Origin of the sequence: Brevundimonas sp. (genome assembly GCF_031412435.1) — a bacterium.
Classification (GTDB): domain Bacteria; phylum Pseudomonadota; class Alphaproteobacteria; order Caulobacterales; family Caulobacteraceae; genus Brevundimonas.
The window spans coordinates 1-18747 of record NZ_JANODA010000025.1; the positions used below are offsets into that span (position 1 = coordinate 1).

Annotated in this window: 19 protein-coding genes and 1 pseudogene; 6 read left to right on the top strand and 14 right to left on the bottom strand. The window is 67.4% G+C overall.

Annotated elements, in window-relative coordinates; all coding sequences use genetic code 11:
- A pseudogene (locus RMO01_RS04445) lies at positions 1 to 286 on the top strand (O-antigen ligase family protein); the annotation flags it as partial.
- Positions 252 to 2330 (top strand): DNA topoisomerase IV subunit B, encoded by a 2079-nt coding sequence (locus RMO01_RS04450; protein ID WP_309627837.1) that lies wholly within the window; start codon positions 252 to 254, stop codon positions 2328 to 2330. The pseudogene RMO01_RS04445 and the gene RMO01_RS04450, both read left to right, overlap by 35 nt.
- On the opposite strand, the gene RMO01_RS04455 is transcribed toward RMO01_RS04450, so the two are convergent.
- Positions 2327 to 3694, bottom strand: a complete 1368-nt coding sequence (locus RMO01_RS04455; RefSeq protein WP_309627838.1) for an MATE family efflux transporter — start codon at positions 3692 to 3694, stop codon at positions 2327 to 2329. The genes RMO01_RS04450 and RMO01_RS04455 overlap by 4 nt on opposite strands.
- A 120-nt stretch (positions 3695 to 3814) precedes the next feature.
- Positions 3815 to 4174 (bottom strand): hypothetical protein, encoded by a 360-nt coding sequence (locus tag RMO01_RS04460; RefSeq protein ID WP_309627839.1) that lies wholly within the window; start codon positions 4172 to 4174, stop codon positions 3815 to 3817.
- A gap of 295 nt (positions 4175 to 4469) precedes the next feature.
- Here RMO01_RS04460 and RMO01_RS04465 point away from each other — a divergent pair, with 295 nt between their 5' ends.
- From RMO01_RS04465 to RMO01_RS04475, 3 genes are all read left to right on the top strand, one after another.
- Entirely contained in the window at positions 4470 to 6071 is a 1602-nt protein-coding gene (locus tag RMO01_RS04465) for a DEAD/DEAH box helicase (RefSeq protein WP_309627840.1), read from the top strand.
- 113 nt (positions 6072 to 6184) lie between these two features.
- Positions 6185 to 7240 (top strand): diguanylate cyclase domain-containing protein, encoded by a 1056-nt coding sequence (locus RMO01_RS04470; RefSeq protein ID WP_309627841.1) that lies wholly within the window; start codon positions 6185 to 6187, stop codon positions 7238 to 7240.
- A gap of 66 nt (positions 7241 to 7306) precedes the next feature.
- The gene (locus RMO01_RS04475; RefSeq protein WP_309627842.1) at positions 7307 to 8089 is read left to right on the top strand and encodes a lysophospholipid acyltransferase family protein; all 783 of its coding nucleotides are present in this window, start codon (positions 7307 to 7309) and stop codon (positions 8087 to 8089) included.
- On the opposite strand, the gene RMO01_RS04480 is transcribed toward RMO01_RS04475, so the two are convergent.
- The 12 genes from RMO01_RS04480 to RMO01_RS04535 are packed head-to-tail and all read right to left on the bottom strand — an operon-like array spanning position 8079 to position 17863.
- A complete protein-coding gene (locus tag RMO01_RS04480) occupies positions 8079 to 8447 on the bottom strand; it encodes a TfoX/Sxy family protein (protein WP_309627843.1) in 369 nt (122 codons plus the stop codon). The genes RMO01_RS04475 and RMO01_RS04480 overlap by 11 nt on opposite strands.
- A 3-nt stretch (positions 8448 to 8450) precedes the next feature.
- Positions 8451 to 9254: a MetQ/NlpA family ABC transporter substrate-binding protein gene (locus RMO01_RS04485; RefSeq protein ID WP_309627844.1), complete on the bottom strand. Its 804-nt coding sequence runs from the start codon at positions 9252 to 9254 to the stop codon at positions 8451 to 8453.
- A gap of 22 nt (positions 9255 to 9276) precedes the next feature.
- Entirely contained in the window at positions 9277 to 9939 is a 663-nt protein-coding gene (locus RMO01_RS04490; RefSeq protein ID WP_309627845.1) for a methionine ABC transporter permease, read from the bottom strand.
- Positions 9939 to 10934: a methionine ABC transporter ATP-binding protein gene (locus RMO01_RS04495; protein ID WP_309627846.1), complete on the bottom strand. Its 996-nt coding sequence runs from the start codon at positions 10932 to 10934 to the stop codon at positions 9939 to 9941. Before RMO01_RS04495 ends, RMO01_RS04490 begins: the two co-directional genes overlap by 1 nt.
- 1 nt (position 10935) lies before the next feature.
- On the bottom strand, positions 10936 to 11355 hold the full coding sequence (locus RMO01_RS04500) for an iron-sulfur cluster assembly accessory protein (protein ID WP_309627847.1): 420 nt from the start codon (positions 11353 to 11355) through the stop codon (positions 10936 to 10938).
- Between the two features lie 10 nt (positions 11356 to 11365).
- On the bottom strand, positions 11366 to 11752 hold the full coding sequence (locus tag RMO01_RS04505) for an SUF system Fe-S cluster assembly protein (protein ID WP_309627958.1): 387 nt from the start codon (positions 11750 to 11752) through the stop codon (positions 11366 to 11368).
- 5 nt (positions 11753 to 11757) lie between these two features.
- Positions 11758 to 13014 carry a cysteine desulfurase gene (locus RMO01_RS04510; protein WP_309627848.1) on the bottom strand — a complete coding sequence of 419 codons (1257 nt, stop codon included), beginning with the start codon at positions 13012 to 13014 and terminating at the stop codon, positions 11758 to 11760.
- The gene (gene sufD / locus RMO01_RS04515) at positions 12993 to 14006 is read right to left on the bottom strand and encodes a Fe-S cluster assembly protein SufD (RefSeq protein ID WP_309627849.1); all 1014 of its coding nucleotides are present in this window, start codon (positions 14004 to 14006) and stop codon (positions 12993 to 12995) included. Before sufD ends, RMO01_RS04510 begins: the two co-directional genes overlap by 22 nt.
- Positions 14003 to 14752 (bottom strand): Fe-S cluster assembly ATPase SufC, encoded by a 750-nt coding sequence (gene sufC, locus RMO01_RS04520; RefSeq protein WP_309627850.1) that lies wholly within the window; start codon positions 14750 to 14752, stop codon positions 14003 to 14005. Before sufC ends, sufD begins: the two co-directional genes overlap by 4 nt.
- Before the next feature lie 13 nt (positions 14753 to 14765).
- A complete protein-coding gene (gene sufB, locus RMO01_RS04525; RefSeq protein ID WP_309627851.1) occupies positions 14766 to 16232 on the bottom strand; it encodes a Fe-S cluster assembly protein SufB in 1467 nt (488 codons plus the stop codon).
- 3 nt (positions 16233 to 16235) lie between these two features.
- Positions 16236 to 17378, bottom strand: coding sequence for a cysteine desulfurase family protein (locus RMO01_RS04530; protein ID WP_309627852.1), 1143 nt, complete (start codon positions 17376 to 17378; stop codon positions 16236 to 16238).
- Positions 17375 to 17863, bottom strand: a complete 489-nt coding sequence (locus RMO01_RS04535; protein WP_309627853.1) for an Rrf2 family transcriptional regulator — start codon at positions 17861 to 17863, stop codon at positions 17375 to 17377. The genes RMO01_RS04530 and RMO01_RS04535 overlap by 4 nt, the downstream gene beginning before the upstream one ends.
- A 158-nt stretch (positions 17864 to 18021) precedes the next feature.
- Between RMO01_RS04535 and RMO01_RS04540 the strand changes: the two genes are divergently transcribed.
- The gene (locus tag RMO01_RS04540; protein WP_309627854.1) at positions 18022 to 18672 is read left to right on the top strand and encodes an alpha/beta hydrolase; all 651 of its coding nucleotides are present in this window, start codon (positions 18022 to 18024) and stop codon (positions 18670 to 18672) included.
- The last annotated feature ends 75 nt before the right edge of the window (positions 18673 to 18747 follow it).

An 18747-nucleotide genomic window follows, 5' to 3' on the forward strand; every position in this document is an offset into this window, starting at 1 on the left:
CGTCACCCTCTTCCGCATCCCCGGGTCGGGCGCACGCGAAGGCTACTGGGCGGTCGGATACCTGCTCGTCTTCCTGCTGCTCAGCCTGTCAGAGAGCGTGCTGCTGAGCCACGCCAACCTGCCCTGGACCCTGCTGCTGGCCATCCTGGCGCGCGCCCTGGCGTTCGAGCCCGATGCCGTCCGTGCGCCGCTTGCTACAGGGCGGTCACGGGCCTACCAGACGGCTCCCCGAATCGCCGCACACTCCGCCCATGCCCGCGTCCACCGTCCCGTCCCTGTTCGATGACATGCCCGAAGCGCCGAAGCCGGCGGCTGCGGACCCCAAGCCTGCGCCCGCGCCCGAACCGGCCCTGAAGCCGCAAGCCGCCGCGCCTGCGCAGCCGGTCGCACCGCACGTCCCCGGCAGCTATTCCGCCTCCTCGATCGAGGTGCTGGAAGGGCTGGAGCCCGTCCGCAAACGCCCCGGCATGTATATCGGCGGCACCGACGAACGGGCCCTGCACCACCTGTTCGCCGAAGTCCTCGACAATGCGATGGACGAGGCCGTCGCCAAGCACGCGAAGCTGATCACCGTCGATCTGGACGCAGACGGCGTCCTGTCGGTCCGCGACGACGGCCGCGGCATTCCGGTTGATCCGCACCCCAAACACCCGGGAAAGTCCGCGCTCGAAGTGGTGATGACTGTCCTCCACTCGGGCGGCAAGTTTTCCGGCAAAGCCTATGAAACCTCTGGCGGTTTGCATGGCGTCGGGGTCTCGGTCGTCAACGCCCTGTCCGACGTTCTGGACGTCACGGTCTGGCGCGACGGGTTCGAGTGGAAACAGTCCTTCTCGCGCGGCATCCCGCTGGGTCCGATCCAGCAGCTCCAGCCGTCCAAGAAGAAGGGCACCCTGATCCGCTTCCATCCTGATGCGGAAATCTTCGGTGTCGGCGCAGCCTTCAAGCCCGCGCGCCTGTTCCGCATGGCACGGTCCAAGGCCTATCTGTTCCGCGGCGTGGAGATCAGATGGACCTGCGCGCCCGAGCGGATCACCGACGCGACGCCGGAGACCGCCACCTTCCACTTCCCCAATGGTCTGGCCGACGCCCTGTCTGAACGGATCGGCGAACTGGAGACCGTGACCCCGACCTTCTCGGGCCGCGTCGAACGCAAGGGCGAGGCCGGCGCGGTCGAATGGGCCGTGACCTGGTCGCCCATCGGCTTCGGAGAGGCCGACGGCTTCGTCCAATCCTACTGCAACACGGTCTCGACGCCCGACGGCGGCACCCACGAGGCCGGCTTCCGCGCCGCCCTGGTGAAGGGCCTCAAGGCCTACGGCGAACTGACGAGCGAGAAGCGCGCGGTCCAGATCACGGCCGAGGATGTCACCGCTAACGCCGGCGCCCTGATCTCGGTCTTCATCCGCAATCCCGAGTTCCAGGGCCAGACCAAGGACCGGCTGTCCTCGCCCGAGGGCCAGCGTCTGGTCGAGGCCCTGTTGCGGGACCCGATCGACCACTGGCTGACCGAGAATCCGCGGCAGGCCAACACCCTGCTCGGCTTCATCATCGAGCGGGCCGAGGACCGACTGCGCCGCCGCAAGGACAAGGAGGTCCAGCGCGCCCAGGCGACCCGCAAACTGCGCCTGCCCGGCAAGCTGTCCGACTGCTCGCGTCAGTCCGCCAACGGCACCGAACTGTTCATCGTCGAGGGCGACTCGGCCGGCGGTTCGGCCAAACAGGCGCGCGACCGCCAGACCCAGGCCATCCTGCCCCTGCGCGGCAAGATCCTGAACGTCGCCTCGGCCACGGCCGACAAGCTGCGCCAGAATATCGAGTTGTCGGATCTGACCCTGGCGCTCGGCGTCACCCTTGGGCCGCGGTTCGATATCGATGCGCTGAGATACGAGCGGGTCGTGATCATGACCGACGCCGACGTCGACGGCGCCCATATCGCGGCGCTGCTGATCACCTTCTTCTATCGCTCGATGCCCGAGGTGATCCGTCAGGGTCGACTGTTTATGGCCCTGCCACCGCTCTACCGGATCAGCGCCGGCGCCCTGTCGGAATACGCCCGCGACGACGCCCACCGCGACGAGCTGATCGCCACCGTCTTCAAGGGCAAGAAAACCGAGATCGGCCGGTTCAAGGGTCTGGGCGAGATGATGGCCTCCCAGCTCAAGGAGACCACCATGGATCCGAAGAAGCGCACCCTCGCCCGCGTCACCGTTCCGGAGTCTGAAGACGAGATCGAGGATCTGGTCGAGCGGCTGATGGGCAAGAAGGCCGACGCCCGCTTCCGGTTCATCCAGGACAATGCGCAGTTCGCGCAAGCCGATCTCGACGTCTAGGCGACGGCCGGCGCAGGGGGCGTCAGCCCCGCCAGTTTGAGCTTCAGTTGCGCCCTCAGGAACCACAGCGCCACCAGACAGTGGACCGCCACCGATGCGGCGGACAGCCACCAGATATGCTCCAGCCGCGCCCACGGCTGGCCCGATAGCCAGATCGCCGGGACTGCGAAGGTCATCAGTCGGCTGAAACTTCCCCACACGGCCGGCCGGGTGTCGCCCAAGGCCTGGAACGTCCCCGAGGCCACGAAGATCAGACCGGTCGCGAGGAAATTGATCGACGCGATCCTGAGAAACGCGGCGCCGACCTCGATCACCGCGGGATCACCGGCGAAGACGGCGATCAGGGCGTGCGGCCAGACCTGGCAGAGCAGGGTCAGCACCAGCATCAGCCCGGACGACAGCACCGCCGCGTCGCGCACCGTGCGCCTGACCCGGTCGGCCAGTCCGGCGCCGAAATTCTGGCCCGCAACCGGCGCCACGGCGAAGGACACCGCCATGGCCGGCAGGAAGATCGCCTGCATGACCCGCGCCCCGACGCCGTAGCCCGCCTGGGCCTCGCTGCCGAACTGGCGGATGACGCCATAGACGACGGCCGTGATGACGAACATCAACAGGAACTCACCCGCCGTCGGCAGGCCGATGCCCACGATTCGCCGGCACACGCTCCAGTCGGGCCGGGGCAGTTTCAGCGGATGGGCGATGAGGGTCTGGGACCGGCCGAACACGAACAGCATGCCGAGGAATCCGGCCGCCGCCGCGATCGAACTGGCCAGCCCCGCGCCGAACACGCCCAGCGGCATGCCCGTGCCCCAGCCCGCGATCAGTATGGGCGCCAGCACGGCGTTCAGGATGACCGATCCGGATTGAAGCAGCGTGGTCGGACGCGCCACGCCCGCCGCCCGCAGCGCCGATCCCATGGCGTTACTCGGGAAACTCAGGGCCAGCGCCGGCAGGAAGCCGAACAGATAGGCCTTGCCCATGGCCGTCGTCTCCGCATCCGCCGCGATCGAGGCCAGCGCCGGTTCGGCCAGCAGATAGCCGGCCACAAGCGTCAGGGCGCCCAGCCCCAGCGACAGGATCATCGACTGGCGATAGACGCCTTCCGCCGCGTCGAAATCCCTGGCCCCGATCGACCGCGCGATCAGCGACAGGGCCCCGACCCCGACCATTTGCGCCAGAGCCAGGCTGAGAAAGAAGGCGTTCCCCGCCAGTCCCACGCCGGCGATCGCCGCCGCCCCGAGGCCCGCGACGAAATACAGGTCGATGATGAAATACAGGGTCTGGAACACCAGGCCGATGCCGATGAACCCGGCCATCCCCACCAACTTCCCGGTGATCGATCCCTGAGTCAGGTCCTGTTGCATCGCGTCTTCCTCCGGGGCGTCCGATCGAACACGGACTCGCGGAGTGCCATTTACCCGGGTAAAACAAGTGCGTCAATATTACCCGGGCAATATATGGCCAGGCGGGGCGGAGCCGCCTGTCTACCGCCCCTGCTGCAGGACGTTGGTCACCCGCCGTCCCAGCGGATCGCGCGACACCCAGCTCTGGCCGACGCCGGCCTGGATCATCGGTGAACAGAAGCGGGAGATCATCATGAAGGCCGGGCGGATACCGTTCAGACAGACGCGTTCGCCCTCGACGCGCCAGCGCGCCGCCAACCGTCGCCCGTCGGAGAATTCGGCTGAATAGGAGCCGTCGCGATCGAACCAGTGTTTGACCCAGCCACCGTCCGGATACCGCGACAGCACGGTGTTGCCGAAGGTCTCGTCGATTTCAGCCGATGCCGTCATCGGGGTCGCCACGGCGACCGCCAGCGCCAACACGCCGATCCATTTCCTCATGCCCTGACCTCACGCGGCATCCCAATCCCCGAGGCCAATATTAACGTTCGTTCACGAATTGCCAAGCGCTGCCGTGGCTTGCGAAAACTTGACTCTGGCGAGGGGTCTTCTATACGCGGGCCACGCTCGGGACAGGACTGGCTACCGCGCCACCCGCTCGCCCAAGAGACAGGGTGGTTCCGCGTGTTCCCCGCCTCGCCACCGATGGCGCGGCCTTCCCGACCGATCCGTCTCGCATCGGTCGAACAGTCCCAACCCGGCGCCCATGGCGACCGGGCCTTTGTCCTAAGGACGCATGACCGAATTCTCCCAACTGGGCCTCTCGCCCACGACTTTGCAAGCCGTAATCGACACCGGCTATACGACCGCAACTCCGATCCAGGCCCAGGCCATTCCCGTGGCCCTCGCGGGCCGTGACGTGCTCGGCATCGCCCAGACGGGCACCGGCAAGACCGCCGCCTTCACCCTTCCGCTCATCGAACGACTGTCCAAGGGACGCGCCCGGGCCCGGATGCCCCGCGCCCTGGTGCTCGCCCCGACCCGCGAACTGGCCGACCAGGTCGCGATGAGCTTCGAGAAATACGCCAAGGGCACCAAACTGACCTGGGTGCTGCTGATCGGCGGCGTCTCCATGGGCGACCAGGTCGCGGCGCTGAACAAGGGTGTCGATGTCCTGATCGCGACGCCCGGCCGTCTGCTGGACCTGTTTGAACGCGGCAAGATGATGCTGAACGGCGTGGAGCTTATGGTCGTCGACGAAGCCGACCGCATGCTCGACATGGGCTTCATCCCCGACATCGAACGCATCTTCAAACTGACCCCGCCCAAGCGACAGACCCTGTTCTTCTCGGCCACCATGCCGCCCGAGATCACGCGTCTGACCCAGGCCTTCCTCAAGGATCCGACCCGGATCGAGGCCTCGCGCCCGGCCATGACGGCCGAAACCATCACCCAGTATCTGGTGCGCATTCCCTCCAGCGACCCCAAGGCCAAGCGCGCGGCGCTGCGCGCCCTGATGGAGCGGGCCGACGTCAGGAACGGCATCGTCTTCTGCAACAGGAAGTCGGAAGTTGACGTCGTCGCCAAGTCGCTGAAGCAGCACGGCTTCGACGCGGCGCCGATCCACGGTGATCTCGACCAGTCCCTCCGAACGAAGACACTCGCCGACTTCCGATCGGGCGCGCTGAAAATCCTGGTGGCGTCCGACGTCGCCGCGCGCGGCCTGGACATTCCCGACGTCAGCCACGTCTTCAACTACGACGTCTCGCACCACGCCGACGACTACGTCCACCGCATCGGCCGCACCGGTCGGGCCGGCAAGCTGGGACAGGCCTTCATGATCGTGACCCCGGCCGACGACAAGTCGCTCGACAAGGTCATGAAGCTGATCAAGATGCAGCCGGAAGAACTGGTGCTCGACATCGACTGGTCGAACATTTCCGGGTCGGGGGGCGCCGCCCGCCGTCCGGACAGCAAGCCTGATGCGCGCGGCGAAGCCCGTCCGGCCCGGGGTCGCAGCCGTAGCGAACGCCCGGCGCCCGAACCGGCCGCCGAGGTCGCCGAGGTCGCGGTAGCGACTGCCGCTCCCGTCCCTGCGGCCCCCGCTGCTGAAGGCGAAATCGCACCGCCCGCCCGCCGCACCCGCAGCCGTCGCCCCAGCAAGTCCGCCGAAGCCGTTCGGACAGAGGCAGCGCCTGTTGAGGTCGCCCCGGCTCCGGCTCCCCCTGTGTCGGATGACATCCCACACACGGTCACCGCTGCCGAACCCCGCCTGCGCCAGGCCGATCGCCGTCCCGGCGGCCGGACCGAACGCGATGCGCCGCCCGCGCGTGAAGGGGCCGGTTTCGGAGGGGACATCCCTGCGTTCCTCCGCCGGCCCGCCACTCGTAAAAGTTGAATTCGGGTCCTGTTTTATCGACTTGCGGCCCCGCTTAACCCGGCGTTACGGAACATCGGACTAGGTTCCGACCAGTAAAGCGTCTCCTCAAGAACGCAGGTCGGGAAAACAGAATGTCCACACAGGTGCAGACCACGCTCCGGGGGCCCGAAGCCTTTGGCCTGGCCCGTCGCGCGGTCGAGGAGATGGAGCGTGCCGGCGTGTGGCCGACCCCGCTCAACTTCGAGCTCTGGCTTCACTATCTGGGCGATCCCGACGGCGCCCTTGGCCAGGAAATGATCCGCCTTCTGGCCGTCGGCGACGCCTTCACCGAAGGCACGGCCGAAATGCTGGCTGCCGAATACCTGCCCCGCGGCCGCCTCTCCGAGGAGATCCGCGACGCCGGCGCCGTCCTGAACCGCGAACTGTCGACCGTCTCGGAAGCCATCGCCAAGGCGCAGCGTTCGCAAGCTGCCTATGGCGAGACCCTGGCCGGCGCCTCAGCCCACCTCGAAGGCGCGTCCGAGCCGAGCGCCTTGCTCGGCGTCGTGTCCAAACTGACCAAGGCCACGACCCAGGTCCAGGCCGAGAACGCCACACTCGAGAAGCGTCTGGAGACGTCGACCAAGGAAGTCGCTCGCCTGCGCGAGCACCTGGAACAGGTCCGCCGCGACGCCATGACGGATGCGCTCACGAACCTGGCCAACCGCAAGGCTTTCGACGAGGAACTGCTGCGCGCCTGCGACGAGGCCGAAAAGAAACGCCAGACGCTGAGCCTCGCCGTCATCGACATCGACCACTTCAAGCGGTTCAACGACACCTGGGGGCACCAGACCGGCGACCAGGTCCTCCGCTACGTCGCCAGTGTCATCGGTCGCGTCTCCAAGGCTCCCCGCGTCGCTGCGCGTTATGGCGGTGAGGAGTTCGCCATCATCTTCCCGTCGGAGACCGCTTCCGTCGTCGAGGCCGCACTGAACACCATGCGTGAGGAAGTCGGCACCCGGGCCCTGCGCCGCCGCTCGACCAACGATGAACTCGGCGCCGTGACCATCTCCGCTGGCGTCGCCCAGCGTCGCCCCGGCGAGAGCGGCTCCTCCCTGCTGGACCGCGCCGACGAGGCCCTTTACGCCTCGAAGCGCACCGGTCGGAACAAGGTCACCAACGGCGAACGGCTGGAAGAAGCGGCCTGATCAAACGCGTCAGGCCACGACGCCAATCTGGTGAAACTCGACAGCACACTCTGCTAGGCTGACCGGATGCGAAGTTTTGCGTTCAATGTCGCCTACTGGTTTCTGTCGATCGGCTACGGCCTGACCGCCGCCTTTGCAGCCCTCGCACCCGGCCGCGACGCCACCGCCTGGGTGATTCGCCGGTATGTGAGACGCATGGTCCAGGCCATGCGAGTCTTCGCCGGCATCCGGATCGAGGTGCGCGGCAAGGAGCGTCTGCCGACCGGCGCCTTCATCATCGCCTCCAAACACCAGAGCTGGGGCGACGGCTTCGCCACCTACGACCAGTTCGACGACCTGGCCTTCGTCACGGGCGATCACCTTGAGAAATTCCCGCTGCTGGGCACGGTTCTGCGCAAGCTCGGCGCGATCGTCGTCAACAACTGCGGCGGCCGCGAAGCCCGCGATTCACTCAAGCAGAGCGGCTCCACCGCCCATGCCGAGGGGCGCAGGATCCTGATCTATCCCGAGGGCAATCTGGCCAGGGTCGGCGAGAAGTTCCGCTATCGCTCCGGCGTCTGGCACATGTACCGCGACTTCGACATGCCGGTCGTGCCCCTGGCGTCGAACCTCGGCCTGTTCTGGCCGCAGGAGGCCTATGAGAAACACCCGGGCACGGCGACGCTGGAGTTCCTGGATCCCATCCCGACCGGCCTCGGCAAGGAGGAATTCCTCGCCCGACTCGAAGCCATGGTCGAGGATCGAACTGCAGAACTGATCGCCCAGGCGCGGGGCGGACCGGTCGTTCCGAGCGTCCGGGTGCTCGCGCCGGATGAAGCGGCCCGGGCCAAGGCGCCCGCTACGGCTTGACCCTGGCCTTGCGCGGTTTCTTCGCCGCGGCCTTGCGCAGCGCCGCATCGATCGCGTGGCGCGCCCAGTCGACGGCTTCCTCCGGATCGTCGAGCGCGGCCTCCGGCAGGGACCAGTAGGCCATGCTCATTGTCTCACCCCCCTTGGTCGGATAGCTGAACTGGCGGGATCCCGCCGCCCTTAGCAGCGGTTCGTTGACCTCGTCGACCTTCAGCCAGACGGTCCCGTCGTCGAGCAGGGCGAAGATCAAGCCGTGGGCATAGACGGCCCCCGCGCCGAACATCCGTTTGATCTCGATCGGGCCCAGGGCCGCGAAATGCTCCCGCACCCACTCACCGAAGTCGGGATCGTAGGCCATGGATCAGGCCGCCGGCACAACCGCCCCGTCGTACTTCTGCGCAATGAAGTCCTTCACCGCCTGGCTGCGCAGCGCCCTCGCCAGAGCTTGGATGCGCGGGTCGTTCTGGTTGTCCGGGCGAGCCACGAGATAGTTCACATACGGGCTGTCTCCGCCCTCGAGCGCCAGGGCGTCGGTCCTCGGCTTCAGGCCCGCGTCGAGCGCATAGTTGGTGTTGATCACGGCCAGATCGACCTGGTCCAGCACGCGCGGCAGGGTCGCCGATTCAAGCTCGCGGAAGCGCAGGGCCTTGGGATTTCCGGCGATGTCCCGCACGCTCTGAAGCGGGTTGGTCGGATCGTTCAGGCGGATCAGCCCCGCCGTCTGCAAAAGGATCAGGGCACGCCCGATCGAAGACGCATCGTTGGGGACGGCCACATCGGCGCCGTCCGGCAGTTCGGCCAGCGTCTGGAACTTGCGGGAATAGGCGCCCAGCGGCTCGACGTGGACGCCGGCGACGGTGATCAGGTCAGACCTGCGGGCGGCGTTGAACTCGTCGAGATACGGCTTGGTCTGGAAATAGTTCACATCGATCCGACGCTCTGCCAGTTGGGTGTTGGGCTGAATATAGTCGTTGAACACCTTGATCTCGATCGGGAACCCTTCGGCTGCCAGCGACGGCTTGATGAATTCGAGGATCTCGGCGTGCGGCACGGCCGTCGCGCCCACGATCAGCGGCGCCGATCCGTCGGCGGCCTTCTCGGCCCCCTGCCCGCAGGCGGCCAGGGCCAGGGTCGCGGCGGCGAGGATCAGGGTGCGTCGAAGCATGGGAACTCTCGGGTCATCAAAGTCAGCGGTGCGAGACTCTAGCGACCAGACGGTCGCCGATCATCTGCAGAATTTGTACGAGCACCAGCAGCAGAACTACGGTCACCACCATGACGTCGGTCTGGAAGCGCTGATAGCCGAAGCGGATGGCCAGGTCGCCGAGACCGCCGGCCCCGACCACGCCGGCCATGGCGGTGTAGCTGACCAGGGCGATGGCCGTGACGGTGGCCCCGGCGATGATGCCCGGCATGGCCTCGGGCAGCAGGGCGCGGGTGACGATCTGGAAGGTCGAGCCGCCCATGGCCTGGGTCGCCTCGACGACGCCCTTGTCGACCTCGCGCAGGGCCGTCTCGACCAGGCGCGCATAGAAGGGGGCGGCCCCGACGACCAGGGGCGGAATGGCCCCGGCGACGCCCAGCGAGGTTCCGACCAGCAGCACCGTCACGGGCAGCATGACGATCAGCAGGATGATGAAGGGCACGGACCTGAGAATGTTGACGACCAGCGACAGCACCGCGTTCAGCACCGGATTGGCCGCCAGCCGTCCCTTGCCGGACAGATAGAGCAGCACGCCCAGCGGCACGCCGAACACGACGGTCAGGACCATGGCGCCGCCCAGCATCAGCAGGGTGTCGCGGGTCGCCCGCAGGATCTCGGGCCAGTCGATGTTGACGAAGAAGTCCATCACAGCGCCTCCACCACGACCCCGCGCGCGGTCAGCTGGGCCACAGCCGCCTCGGCGTCGCCGCCGGTGAAGGCCACGACCATCTGGCCGTAGGGCTCGCCCCGGATACGGCTGATGCGGCCGGACAGGATCGAATAGTCGACGCCCGTCGTCCGCGCGACGCGGCTGAGTTCGGGCGCGTAGGTCGAACCGCCCCGGAAGGTCAGTCTGGCCAGCCGCCCACCGGCGGGAACGACAGAGGCGTCATGGGTCTCGCCGCCTTCGCCTTCGGCCAGCATGGCGCGCGTGACCGGCGACTGCGGATGCAGGAAGACATCGGCCGTCGCCCCCTCCTCCACCAGCCGCCCGTCCTTGAGCACCGCCACGCGGTCGCAGACGCGGCGCACCACCTCCATCTGGTGGGTGATCAGGACGATGGTCAGGCCGAGGTCGCGGTTGAGCCCGTCGAGCAGGCCGAGGATCTCGTCGGTCGTCTCGGGGTCGAGGGCGCTGGTCGCCTCGTCGCACAACAGGACGTCGGGGCCACAGGCAAGCGCGCGGGCGATGCCGACACGCTGCTTCTGACCGCCAGACAGCTGGGCCGGGTGCTTCTTCGCATGCTCAGCGAGACCGAGCTGGTCCAGCAGGTCCGCCGTCCGCTGTTCGATCTCCGCCCTTGGCCGCCCTTCGAGCTGCAAAGGGAAGGCGACGTTTTCGGCGATGGTCTTCGCGTTCAGCAGGTTGAAATGCTGGAAGATCATGCCGATCCGGCGACGCGCGGCGCGCAGCTCGGCCGGTTTCATCGCCGTGATTTCCTGCTCGCCGACGAAGACCTTTCCGGCGTCCGGCGTCTCCAGCCGGTTGATGGTGCGGATCAGGGTCGACTTGCCGGCGCCCGAGCGGCCGACCACCCCGAACACCTGGCCCTTCGCCACAGACAGGTCGACGGCGTCCAGCGCCACGCGTTCGCCCGCCGCGCTGCGATAGCGCTTGGTCACACCCTCCAGCCGGATCATGTCAGTCGGCGTCCAGCGCCGCAGCCGGGATGATGGTGACGCTCTCGCCGCAGCCGCAGGCGTCGGTCTGGTTCGGATTGCGGAACACGAATTTGGACGCCAGCTTCGTCGTCTCGTAGTCGATCTCCGACCCGATCAGGAACAGGATCGCCTTGGGCTCGATCAGGATGGTGACGCCCCTGTCCTCGACCACCTCGTCCATCGGGCCGATCTCCTCCGCATAGGCGAAGGTGTATTCCTGCCCGGCGCAGCCGCCGTTCTTCACCCCGACGCGCAGGCCGACATAGGCCTTCTCCGCATTGGCCATGATCTCGCGCACACGATCAGCGGCGGCGTCGGTCAGGGTGATGACCTTGGGGCGCGGGCGGCGGGGGCGTCCTCCGGTAAGACCGGAGGATGACGATGTCTGGAAGTCGGTCATCGCGTCACCCTCAGAACATGTTCAAGGCCAGCTTGGCCTCGTCGCTCATCTTCGACGAATCCCACGGCGGGTCGAACACCAGATTGGCCCGCGCCGACCTGATCCCCTCGACCTTCATGACCGCGTCCTCGATCCAGCCCGGCATCTCGCCGGCCACCGGGCAACCGGGCGCCGTCAGGGTCATGTCGATCAGGACGTCCTTATCGTCGGACAGGTCCACCTTGTAGATCAGGCCCAGCTCATAGATGTCGACCGGGATTTCCGGGTCGTACACGGTCTTCAGCGCCGCGATCAGTTCGTCGGTCAGCCGGTCCAGTTCGGCCTGCGGCAGGGCGGCCGTCTGCGGCTCCGCCCAGGTCTCGGCGAAGGTCTCGCTGCTGCTGATCTTTCCGTCCATCTCGCTCACACAAAGAACTCCCGCGCCTTGATCAGCGCGTCCACGAAGGCGTCTGCATCCTCGGTGGTGTTATATAGGGCGAAGCTGGCCCGCGCGCTCGACGTGATGCCAAATCGCCTCGACAGGGGCTCGGCGCAATGCAGCCCGGCCCGCACGGCGACGCCGTACCGGTCCAGGATCTGGGCCACATCGTGGGCGTGGGCGCCCTCGACCGTGAAGGTCAGGATCGCCCCCTTGCCGGGCGCCTCGCCGATGATCCGCAGCCAGTCCAGACCCGACAGCCGCGCCACGACATGGTCGTACAGGGCCGTTTCGTGCGCGGCGATCGCTGCGCGGTCAAAGGCCATGAACCACTCCAGAGCGGCGCCCAGACCGATCGCCTCAAGGATCGGCGGCGTCCCCGCCTCGAATCGGTGCGGGATGCCGGCATAGGTCACCGCGTCCTCGGTCACGGTCGCGATCATCTCGCCCCCGCCCTGATACGGCGGCAGGGCCTCGAGCGCGGCGCGCTTGCCGTAGAGGCCGCCGATCCCGGTCGGGCCGTACAGTTTGTGGCCGGTGAAGACGTAGAAGTCGCAGTCCAGGGCCTGGACGTCCGGGCTGCAGTGGACCGCCCCCTGACAGCCGTCGACCAGCACCAGCGCCCCGGCCGCATGGGCCAGATCGGCCACGGCGCGGACATCGTTCACCGTGCCCAGCACGTTCGACATATGGGTCACGGCGACCAGTTTCGTCCTCGGCCCGATCAGGGCGGCGAGACCCGCCATGTCGAGCGACCCGTCATCCGCCACCGGGGCCCATTTCAGCACGATGCCCAGCCGGTCCCGCAGCATCGACCAGGGCACGATGTTGGCGTGGTGCTCCATCTGGGTCGTGATGATCTCGTCGCCGGGCTTCAGGCTCAGCGCCAGCCCCGCCGCGACCAGGTTGAAGGCCTCGGTTCCACCCTTGGTCCAGACGATCTGGTCGGGGCTTTCGGCATTGAGGAACCGGGCCACGGTCTCGCGCGCCTGTTCGAAGGCCTCGGTCGTCTCGTTGGCCAGGGTGTGCAGGCCGCGGTGGACGTTGGAATAGCTGCCCTCCATCGTTGCGACCATGGCGTCGATCATCGCCCGCGGCTTCTGCGCCGAGGCGGCCGAGTCCAGATAGACCAGCGGCTTGCCATTCACCGTCCGCGACAGGATCGGGAACTGGGCCCGGGCGGCGTAGGGGTCGAAGCGGGCGATTGCGGCCCCTCTTCCTAGAGTCTGGCCGTCAGCCATGACCTCACCACCTCTCTCGCGCCTTCGTGCGCGATGCGATCGACGACCTCGAACAGGAAGGCCTGGGTCAGAAGCGCTCGCGCCTCATCCGCCGGAATGCCGCGCGACTGCATGTAGAACAGGGCGCTCTCGTCCAGATTGCCGACCGTATTGCCGTGCGCGCACTGCACGTCGTCGGCGTAGATCTCGAGCTCCGGCTTGGCGTCGACCTCGGCCCGCTCGCCCAGGATCAGGGCGTGGTGGCCCATCCGCGCATCGGTGCCGTCGGCCCCGCGCTCGACCACGATCTTGCCTTGGAAAACGCCGCGCGCGGTGTCGCGGACGACGCCCTTGGTCAGCTGGGAGGTGACGCCGTTCAGGCCCTTGTGGCGGACGACGCTGGTCAGGTCGGTGTGGCGCTCTCCGGACAGGGCATAGAGGCCGTCGAGCGTCACCGCCGTCGCCTCGCCGCCGTGGGCCAGATGCGTCTCCTGGCGCTGCAGCTTCGCGCCGCCGGTGATGGTGGTCTGGCGATAGACCGCGCCCGGCGCCGTCTTCACATGGGCGACGGCGATCGAGATCGCGTCCGCCGGCTCGTCGACGATCACCACCCGCGTCACCTCGGCGCCCGCCGGAACATCCAGCTCGATCCGAGTGTTGGCGACATAGCCTGCGCCTGAACCTTCATGGCTCTCCAGCAGGGTCAGCCGCGCGCCGGGCTTGACCGCGATCCGCACCGAGGCGCTGTGCCCCGTGCCCGTCGCATCCGACACGAACCGCAGTCGCAGCGTCTGCTCGCCCGAAGCGACGAAGGCGTCGGCCCCGACCGCCCGACCGTTGGCGAAGGCGATCTCCTCGCCGTCGAGCTTGGCGAAGGGTCCGCCCGGAACGATCCCGACGACCGGCGACGGCGGCGGCGTCTCGCGCAGCGCGCGGGCCAAGTCTGTGTATTTCCACGCCTCGACCCGCCGCGACGGGAAGGTCGAGGGATCGCGAAGATCGACCGCCGTCATGCCGCCTGCGGCAGGTATTTGTCGTACCCTTCCGCCTCCAGCTGGTGCGCCAGTTCCGGGCCGCCCGAGGCCACAATCCGGCCGGCGGCCAGCACATGCACCCGGTCGGGTTTGATATAGTCGAGCAGCCGCTGATAGTGGGTGATGACCAGCATGGCGCGGTCGGGGCTGCGCAGGGCGTTGACCCCCTCCGACACGATCCGCAGGGCGTCGATGTCGAGGCCGGAATCGGTCTCGTCGAGGATCAGCAGCGACGGCTCCAGCAGGGCCATCTGCAGGATCTCCATCCGCTTCTTCTCGCCGCCGGAGAAGCCGACGTTCAGCGGCCGCTTCAGCATGTCGAAGTCCATCTTCAGCGCCTTCGACGCCTCGCGGACCTGTTTCAGGAAGGCCGGTGCCGACACCTCCTCCTCCCCCCGCGCGCGCTTCTGGGCGTTCAGCGCCGTGCGCACGAAGGTCAGGGCCGGGACGCCGGGGATCTCGATCGGATACTGGAACGACAGGAACACGCCCTTCGCCGCCCGCGCCGCCGGGTCGAGCTCCAGCAGGTCCTCGCCGCGCCATGCGACCGAGCCCTCGGTCGCCTCATAGCCCGGCCGTCCCGACAGGGCGTAGCCGAGCGTCGACTTGCCGGCGCCGTTCGGCCCCATGATGGCGTGCACCTCGCCCGCCGGAACGTCGAGCGTCAGCCCCTTGAGGATGGGTTTGTCGCCGACGGACACATTCAGGTTTTGAATCTTGAGCATTGTTTCTTCTTGATTATCCGACCGAGCCTTCGAGGCTGATCGCCACCAGCTTCTGTGCCTCGACAGCGAACTCCATCGGCAGTTTCTGCATCACGTCGCGGACGAAGCCGTTGACCAGCAGGGCCACCGCCTCTTCCTGCGAAAGCCCGCGCTGCTGGGCGTAGAACAGCTGGTCGTCGGACAGGCGCGTCGTCGTCGCCTCGTGCTCCAGCTGGGCCGAGCCGTTGCGGGCCTCGATATAGGGGACGGTGTGGGAGCCGCAGTCCTTGCCGATCAGCAGGCTGTCGCACTGGGTGAAGTTGCGCACGCCCGTCGCCTTGGGGTGCACCGACACCAGGCCGCGATAGGTCGAGTCCGACTTCCCCGCCGACACGGCCTTGGCGATGATCCGGCTCTTCGAGTTCTTGCCCAGATGGATCATCTTGGTGCCGGTGTCGGCCTGCTGATGTCCGTTGGTGATGGCGATCGAATAGAATTCGCCCGAGCTCTCCTCGCCGCGCAGGACGCAGGACGGATATTTCCACGTCACGGCCGAGCCGGTCTCGACCTGGGTCCAGCTGACCTTCGACCGGTCGCCGCGGCAGTCGGCGCGCTTTGTGACGAAGTTGTAGATGCCGCCCCTGCCTTCGGCGTCGCCGGGGTACCAGTTCTGGACCGTCGAATATTTGATCTCGGCGTCGTCCAGCGCCACCAGCTCGACCACGGCCGCATGCAGCTGGTTCTCATCGCGCATCGGGGCGGTGCAGCCCTCCAGATAGGAGCAATAGCTGCCCTTGTCGGCGATGATCAGGGTGCGTTCGAACTGGCCGGTCTGGCTCGCATTGATGCGGAAATAGGTCGACAGCTCCATCGGGCAGCGCACGCCCGGCGGGATGTAGACGAACGATCCGTCGGAGAAGACCGCCGAATTCAGGGCCGCGAAATAGTTGTCCGAGACCGGAACGACCGACCCCAGATATTGCCGCACCAGATCAGGATATTCGCGCAAGGCCTCGGAAATCGGCATGAAAATCACGCCGACCTTGGCCAGCTCGGCCTTGAAGGTGGTGACCACGCTGACGCTGTCGAACACGGCGTCCACGGCGTAGCGGGGCGCGCCCTCGACGCCGGCCAGGACCTCCTGCTCCTTCAGCGGGATGCCCAGCTTCTTGTAGATTTCGAGGATTTCGGGATCGACCTCGTCCAGCGACTTCGGCCCGTCCTTCTTCTTGGGCGCGGCGTAATAGAACAGCGACTGGTAGTCGACCGGCGTATACTTCACCGACGCCCAGGTCGGCTCCTCCATCGCCAGCCAGCGCTCATAGGCGGCCAGGCGCCATTCCAGCATCCACTCCGGTTCGCCCTTCTTCTCGGAGATGAAGCGGACGATGTCGGCGTTCAGCCCGCGCGGGGCGTATTCCGTCTCGATGTCGGAGGTGAAGCCGTGCTCGTACTTCTCCAGCGCGGCGACGGCGTCGATGGTTTCCTGAACGGCGGCCATGGCTTAGGCGGTTTCCTTGGCGCGCTGCGACTGTCGCGCGCGATGCTTTTCATATGCGGAGGCCCAGGCCGAAGCGAAGCGCGACCAATCGTCTTCGGTCGTGCCCCAGCCGCCGGAGACGCGCACGCCGCCGGTCGCCAGGTCCATCCGCCCCATGGCGACGATGGCGCGGCTGGGCTTGGTCTTGCCGGACGAGCAGGCGCTGCCGGCCGAGACCATGACGCCGTCCAGATCGAGCACGATCAGCTGTTGCGGGCTGTCCCAGCCGGCGACCGACAGGAACAGTGTGTTGGGCAGGCGCGGCGCGCCCTTGCCCAGGATCGTGGCTCCGGCCGCCTCGACGGCCGCCTCGGCCGCGTCGCGCCAGGCCTTGTGCGCCCCGGCCTGCGGCAGGTCGCGCACGGCGCAGTCGGCCGCGACGCCGAAGCCGGCGATGCCAGGCACGTTCTCGGTCCCGGCGCGCAGGCCGCGTTCCTGACCGGCGCCGTGCAGGATGCGAACTGCCGACGAGCCTTCGCCGAGCACAAGCGCGCCCACGCCCTGGGGTCCGCCCAGCTTGTGTGCGGACAGGGTCAGGCTGTCGGCGCCCAGGGCGCGCATGTCGACCGGGATCTTGCCCGCCGACTGGATGGCGTCGACGTGGAGCCAGCCCTTGGCCGCCCGCACCATCCGCGCCGCCTCGGCGATTGGCTGGACCACGCCGCTTTCGTTGTTGGCGTGGTGGATGGCGACGACGGCCCGGCCGCCGGTCTGGCTCAGCAGCTGTCCGAGCTTGACCAGGTCGATGACGCCGCGGTCGTCGACCGGCAGCGGCTTGACCGGCTTGCCCGAGGCCATGGCCGCCTCGACCACGCAGGGATGTTCGGTCGTGCAGACGATCAGCCGCTCACACCCGGCCGCCAAGGCGCTCTGCAGGGCCTGGGCATTGGCCTCGGTGCCTCCGGAGGTGAAGATGACGGCCGTTGGATCGGCGCCGACCAGTCCCGCCACCTTCGCCCGCGCCGTCTCGACCCGCGCCCTTGCTCGCCGCCCGGCCGCATGGACGGCCGACGGATTCCCGTTGTCGGCCAGGGCCTCGGCCATGATCGCCAGCACCTCTGGCCGCACCAGGGCGGAGGCATTGTAGTCGAGATAGACGCCGCTCATGCCGCCACCCCGACTTCGCTCGCGACCGGGCGCCCGCCCGGTGTCGGGCGACGACTGGTGCGGTTCAGGATCACGTCTTCCAGAGACACGCTGGACAGATAGCGGTGGATTTCGTCGCCCAGATCCTCCCACAGATTGTGGGTGATGCAGCGTTCGCCGCCCAGCATGCAGCCGCGCGGCGTTCCGTGGGCCGCGCAACGCACCGCGCGGATCGGTTCATCGACCGCCAGGACGATTTCGGACACCACGGTTTCGCCGGCCGTCTTGGCCAGACGATAGCCGCCGCCCGGACCGCGGACGCTGCGCACAAGCCCGCTTTTTCTTAGCCGTGCGAACAACTGCTCCAGATAACTCAATGAAATCTCTTGTCGCGTGGCGATTTCGGCCAGAGACACGGCGCGGCCTTCGCCAGCTTCCGCCCGGCCATGCCGGGCCAGATCGGCCATCGCCATCACGGCGTATCGTCCCTTGGTCGACAGTCGCATCGCCCATCCTCAAAAATCGCGCGCTTTTCAGGGGTCTTGTGCTATGACCCGCCGCTTCGCGAGGCGGCCGAACGCAGACGGGACTTAGAAAGTCCTACCCCTGCGGTCAAGTATTCGGCGGGCCCGAAACGACAGAATTGAACGGATTCCAGAGCCCCATGCCTGAAGTCATCCTGCCCGGCGCCTCCGGTCGCATCGAAGGCCGCTACTCTCCCGGCAAGCGCGCCAACGCGCCCATCGCCCTGATCCTGCACCCGCACCCCAAGGCCGGCGGGCATATGAACAACCCGGTGACGGTCACCCTCTACCAGCTGTTCCAGAAACGCGGCTTCGCCACCCTGCGCTACAACTCGCGCGGCGTCGGCAAGTCCCAGGGCGAGTTCGACTCGGGCATCGGCGAGCTGGCCGACGCGGCCACGGCCCTCGACTGGCTGCAGTCCAACAACCCCGCCGCCACCCAGACCTGGGTCGGCGGCTATCAGTTCGGCGCCTATATCGGCATGCAGCTTCTGATGCGGCGCCCCGAGACGGACGGTTTCATCTCGGTCTCGCCGCCGTCGAACATGTACGACTTCTCCTTCCTGGCCCCCTGCCCGGCCTCGGGCCTGTTCCTGCACGGCACGGCCGACACCATCGTGCCACCGGTCGAGGTCGAGCGGGTGGTCAACAAGCTGCGCACCCAGAAGGGCATCGTCATCGACTATGAGCTGGAAGAAGGCGCGAGCCACTTCTGGCAGGACCACATCGGCGCGGTCGATCGCCGCGTCGGCCTGTACCTGGACAAGCGTCTGGAAGAAAAGCCGGCCTGACATCGTCTGACGGCGGTTCACAGACGCTTCTTCCGTCAGCCGTCACCCTCTATGGTCCAACTCTGGATTCGGGGG

What these genes read in the sequence shown, in the direction of transcription:
- RMO01_RS04485 (WP_309627844.1), bottom strand. Translation starts at nt 9,254, where the DNA reads ATGCTTCGACGCACCCTGATCCTCGCCGCCGCGACCCTGGCCCTGGCC.
- RMO01_RS04465 (WP_309627840.1), top strand. Translation starts at nt 4,470, where the DNA reads ATGACCGAATTCTCCCAACTGGGCCTCTCGCCCACGACTTTGCAAGCC.
- RMO01_RS04470 (WP_309627841.1), top strand. Translation starts at nt 6,185, where the DNA reads ATGTCCACACAGGTGCAGACCACGCTCCGGGGGCCCGAAGCCTTTGGC.
- RMO01_RS04540 (WP_309627854.1), top strand. Translation starts at nt 18,022, where the DNA reads ATGCCTGAAGTCATCCTGCCCGGCGCCTCCGGTCGCATCGAAGGCCGC.
- RMO01_RS04530 (WP_309627852.1), bottom strand. Translation starts at nt 17,378, where the DNA reads ATGAGCGGCGTCTATCTCGACTACAATGCCTCCGCCCTGGTGCGGCCA.
- RMO01_RS04500 (WP_309627847.1), bottom strand. Translation starts at nt 11,355, where the DNA reads ATGACCGACTTCCAGACATCGTCATCCTCCGGTCTTACCGGAGGACGC.
- RMO01_RS04490 (WP_309627845.1), bottom strand. Translation starts at nt 9,939, where the DNA reads ATGGACTTCTTCGTCAACATCGACTGGCCCGAGATCCTGCGGGCGACC.
- RMO01_RS04450 (WP_309627837.1), top strand. Translation starts at nt 252, where the DNA reads ATGCCCGCGTCCACCGTCCCGTCCCTGTTCGATGACATGCCCGAAGCG.
- RMO01_RS04460 (WP_309627839.1), bottom strand. Translation starts at nt 4,174, where the DNA reads ATGAGGAAATGGATCGGCGTGTTGGCGCTGGCGGTCGCCGTGGCGACC.
- RMO01_RS04455 (WP_309627838.1), bottom strand. Translation starts at nt 3,694, where the DNA reads ATGCAACAGGACCTGACTCAGGGATCGATCACCGGGAAGTTGGTGGGG.
- sufB (WP_309627851.1), bottom strand. Translation starts at nt 16,232, where the DNA reads ATGGCCGCCGTTCAGGAAACCATCGACGCCGTCGCCGCGCTGGAGAAG.
- RMO01_RS04495 (WP_309627846.1), bottom strand. Translation starts at nt 10,934, where the DNA reads ATGATCCGGCTGGAGGGTGTGACCAAGCGCTATCGCAGCGCGGCGGGC.
- RMO01_RS04480 (WP_309627843.1), bottom strand. Translation starts at nt 8,447, where the DNA reads ATGGCCTACGATCCCGACTTCGGTGAGTGGGTGCGGGAGCATTTCGCG.
- RMO01_RS04475 (WP_309627842.1), top strand. Translation starts at nt 7,307, where the DNA reads ATGCGAAGTTTTGCGTTCAATGTCGCCTACTGGTTTCTGTCGATCGGC.
- sufC (WP_309627850.1), bottom strand. Translation starts at nt 14,752, where the DNA reads ATGCTCAAGATTCAAAACCTGAATGTGTCCGTCGGCGACAAACCCATC.
- RMO01_RS04510 (WP_309627848.1), bottom strand. Translation starts at nt 13,014, where the DNA reads ATGGCTGACGGCCAGACTCTAGGAAGAGGGGCCGCAATCGCCCGCTTC.
- sufD (WP_309627849.1), bottom strand. Translation starts at nt 14,006, where the DNA reads ATGACGGCGGTCGATCTTCGCGATCCCTCGACCTTCCCGTCGCGGCGG.
- RMO01_RS04505 (WP_309627958.1), bottom strand. Translation starts at nt 11,752, where the DNA reads ATGGACGGAAAGATCAGCAGCAGCGAGACCTTCGCCGAGACCTGGGCG.
- RMO01_RS04535 (WP_309627853.1), bottom strand. Translation starts at nt 17,863, where the DNA reads ATGCGACTGTCGACCAAGGGACGATACGCCGTGATGGCGATGGCCGAT.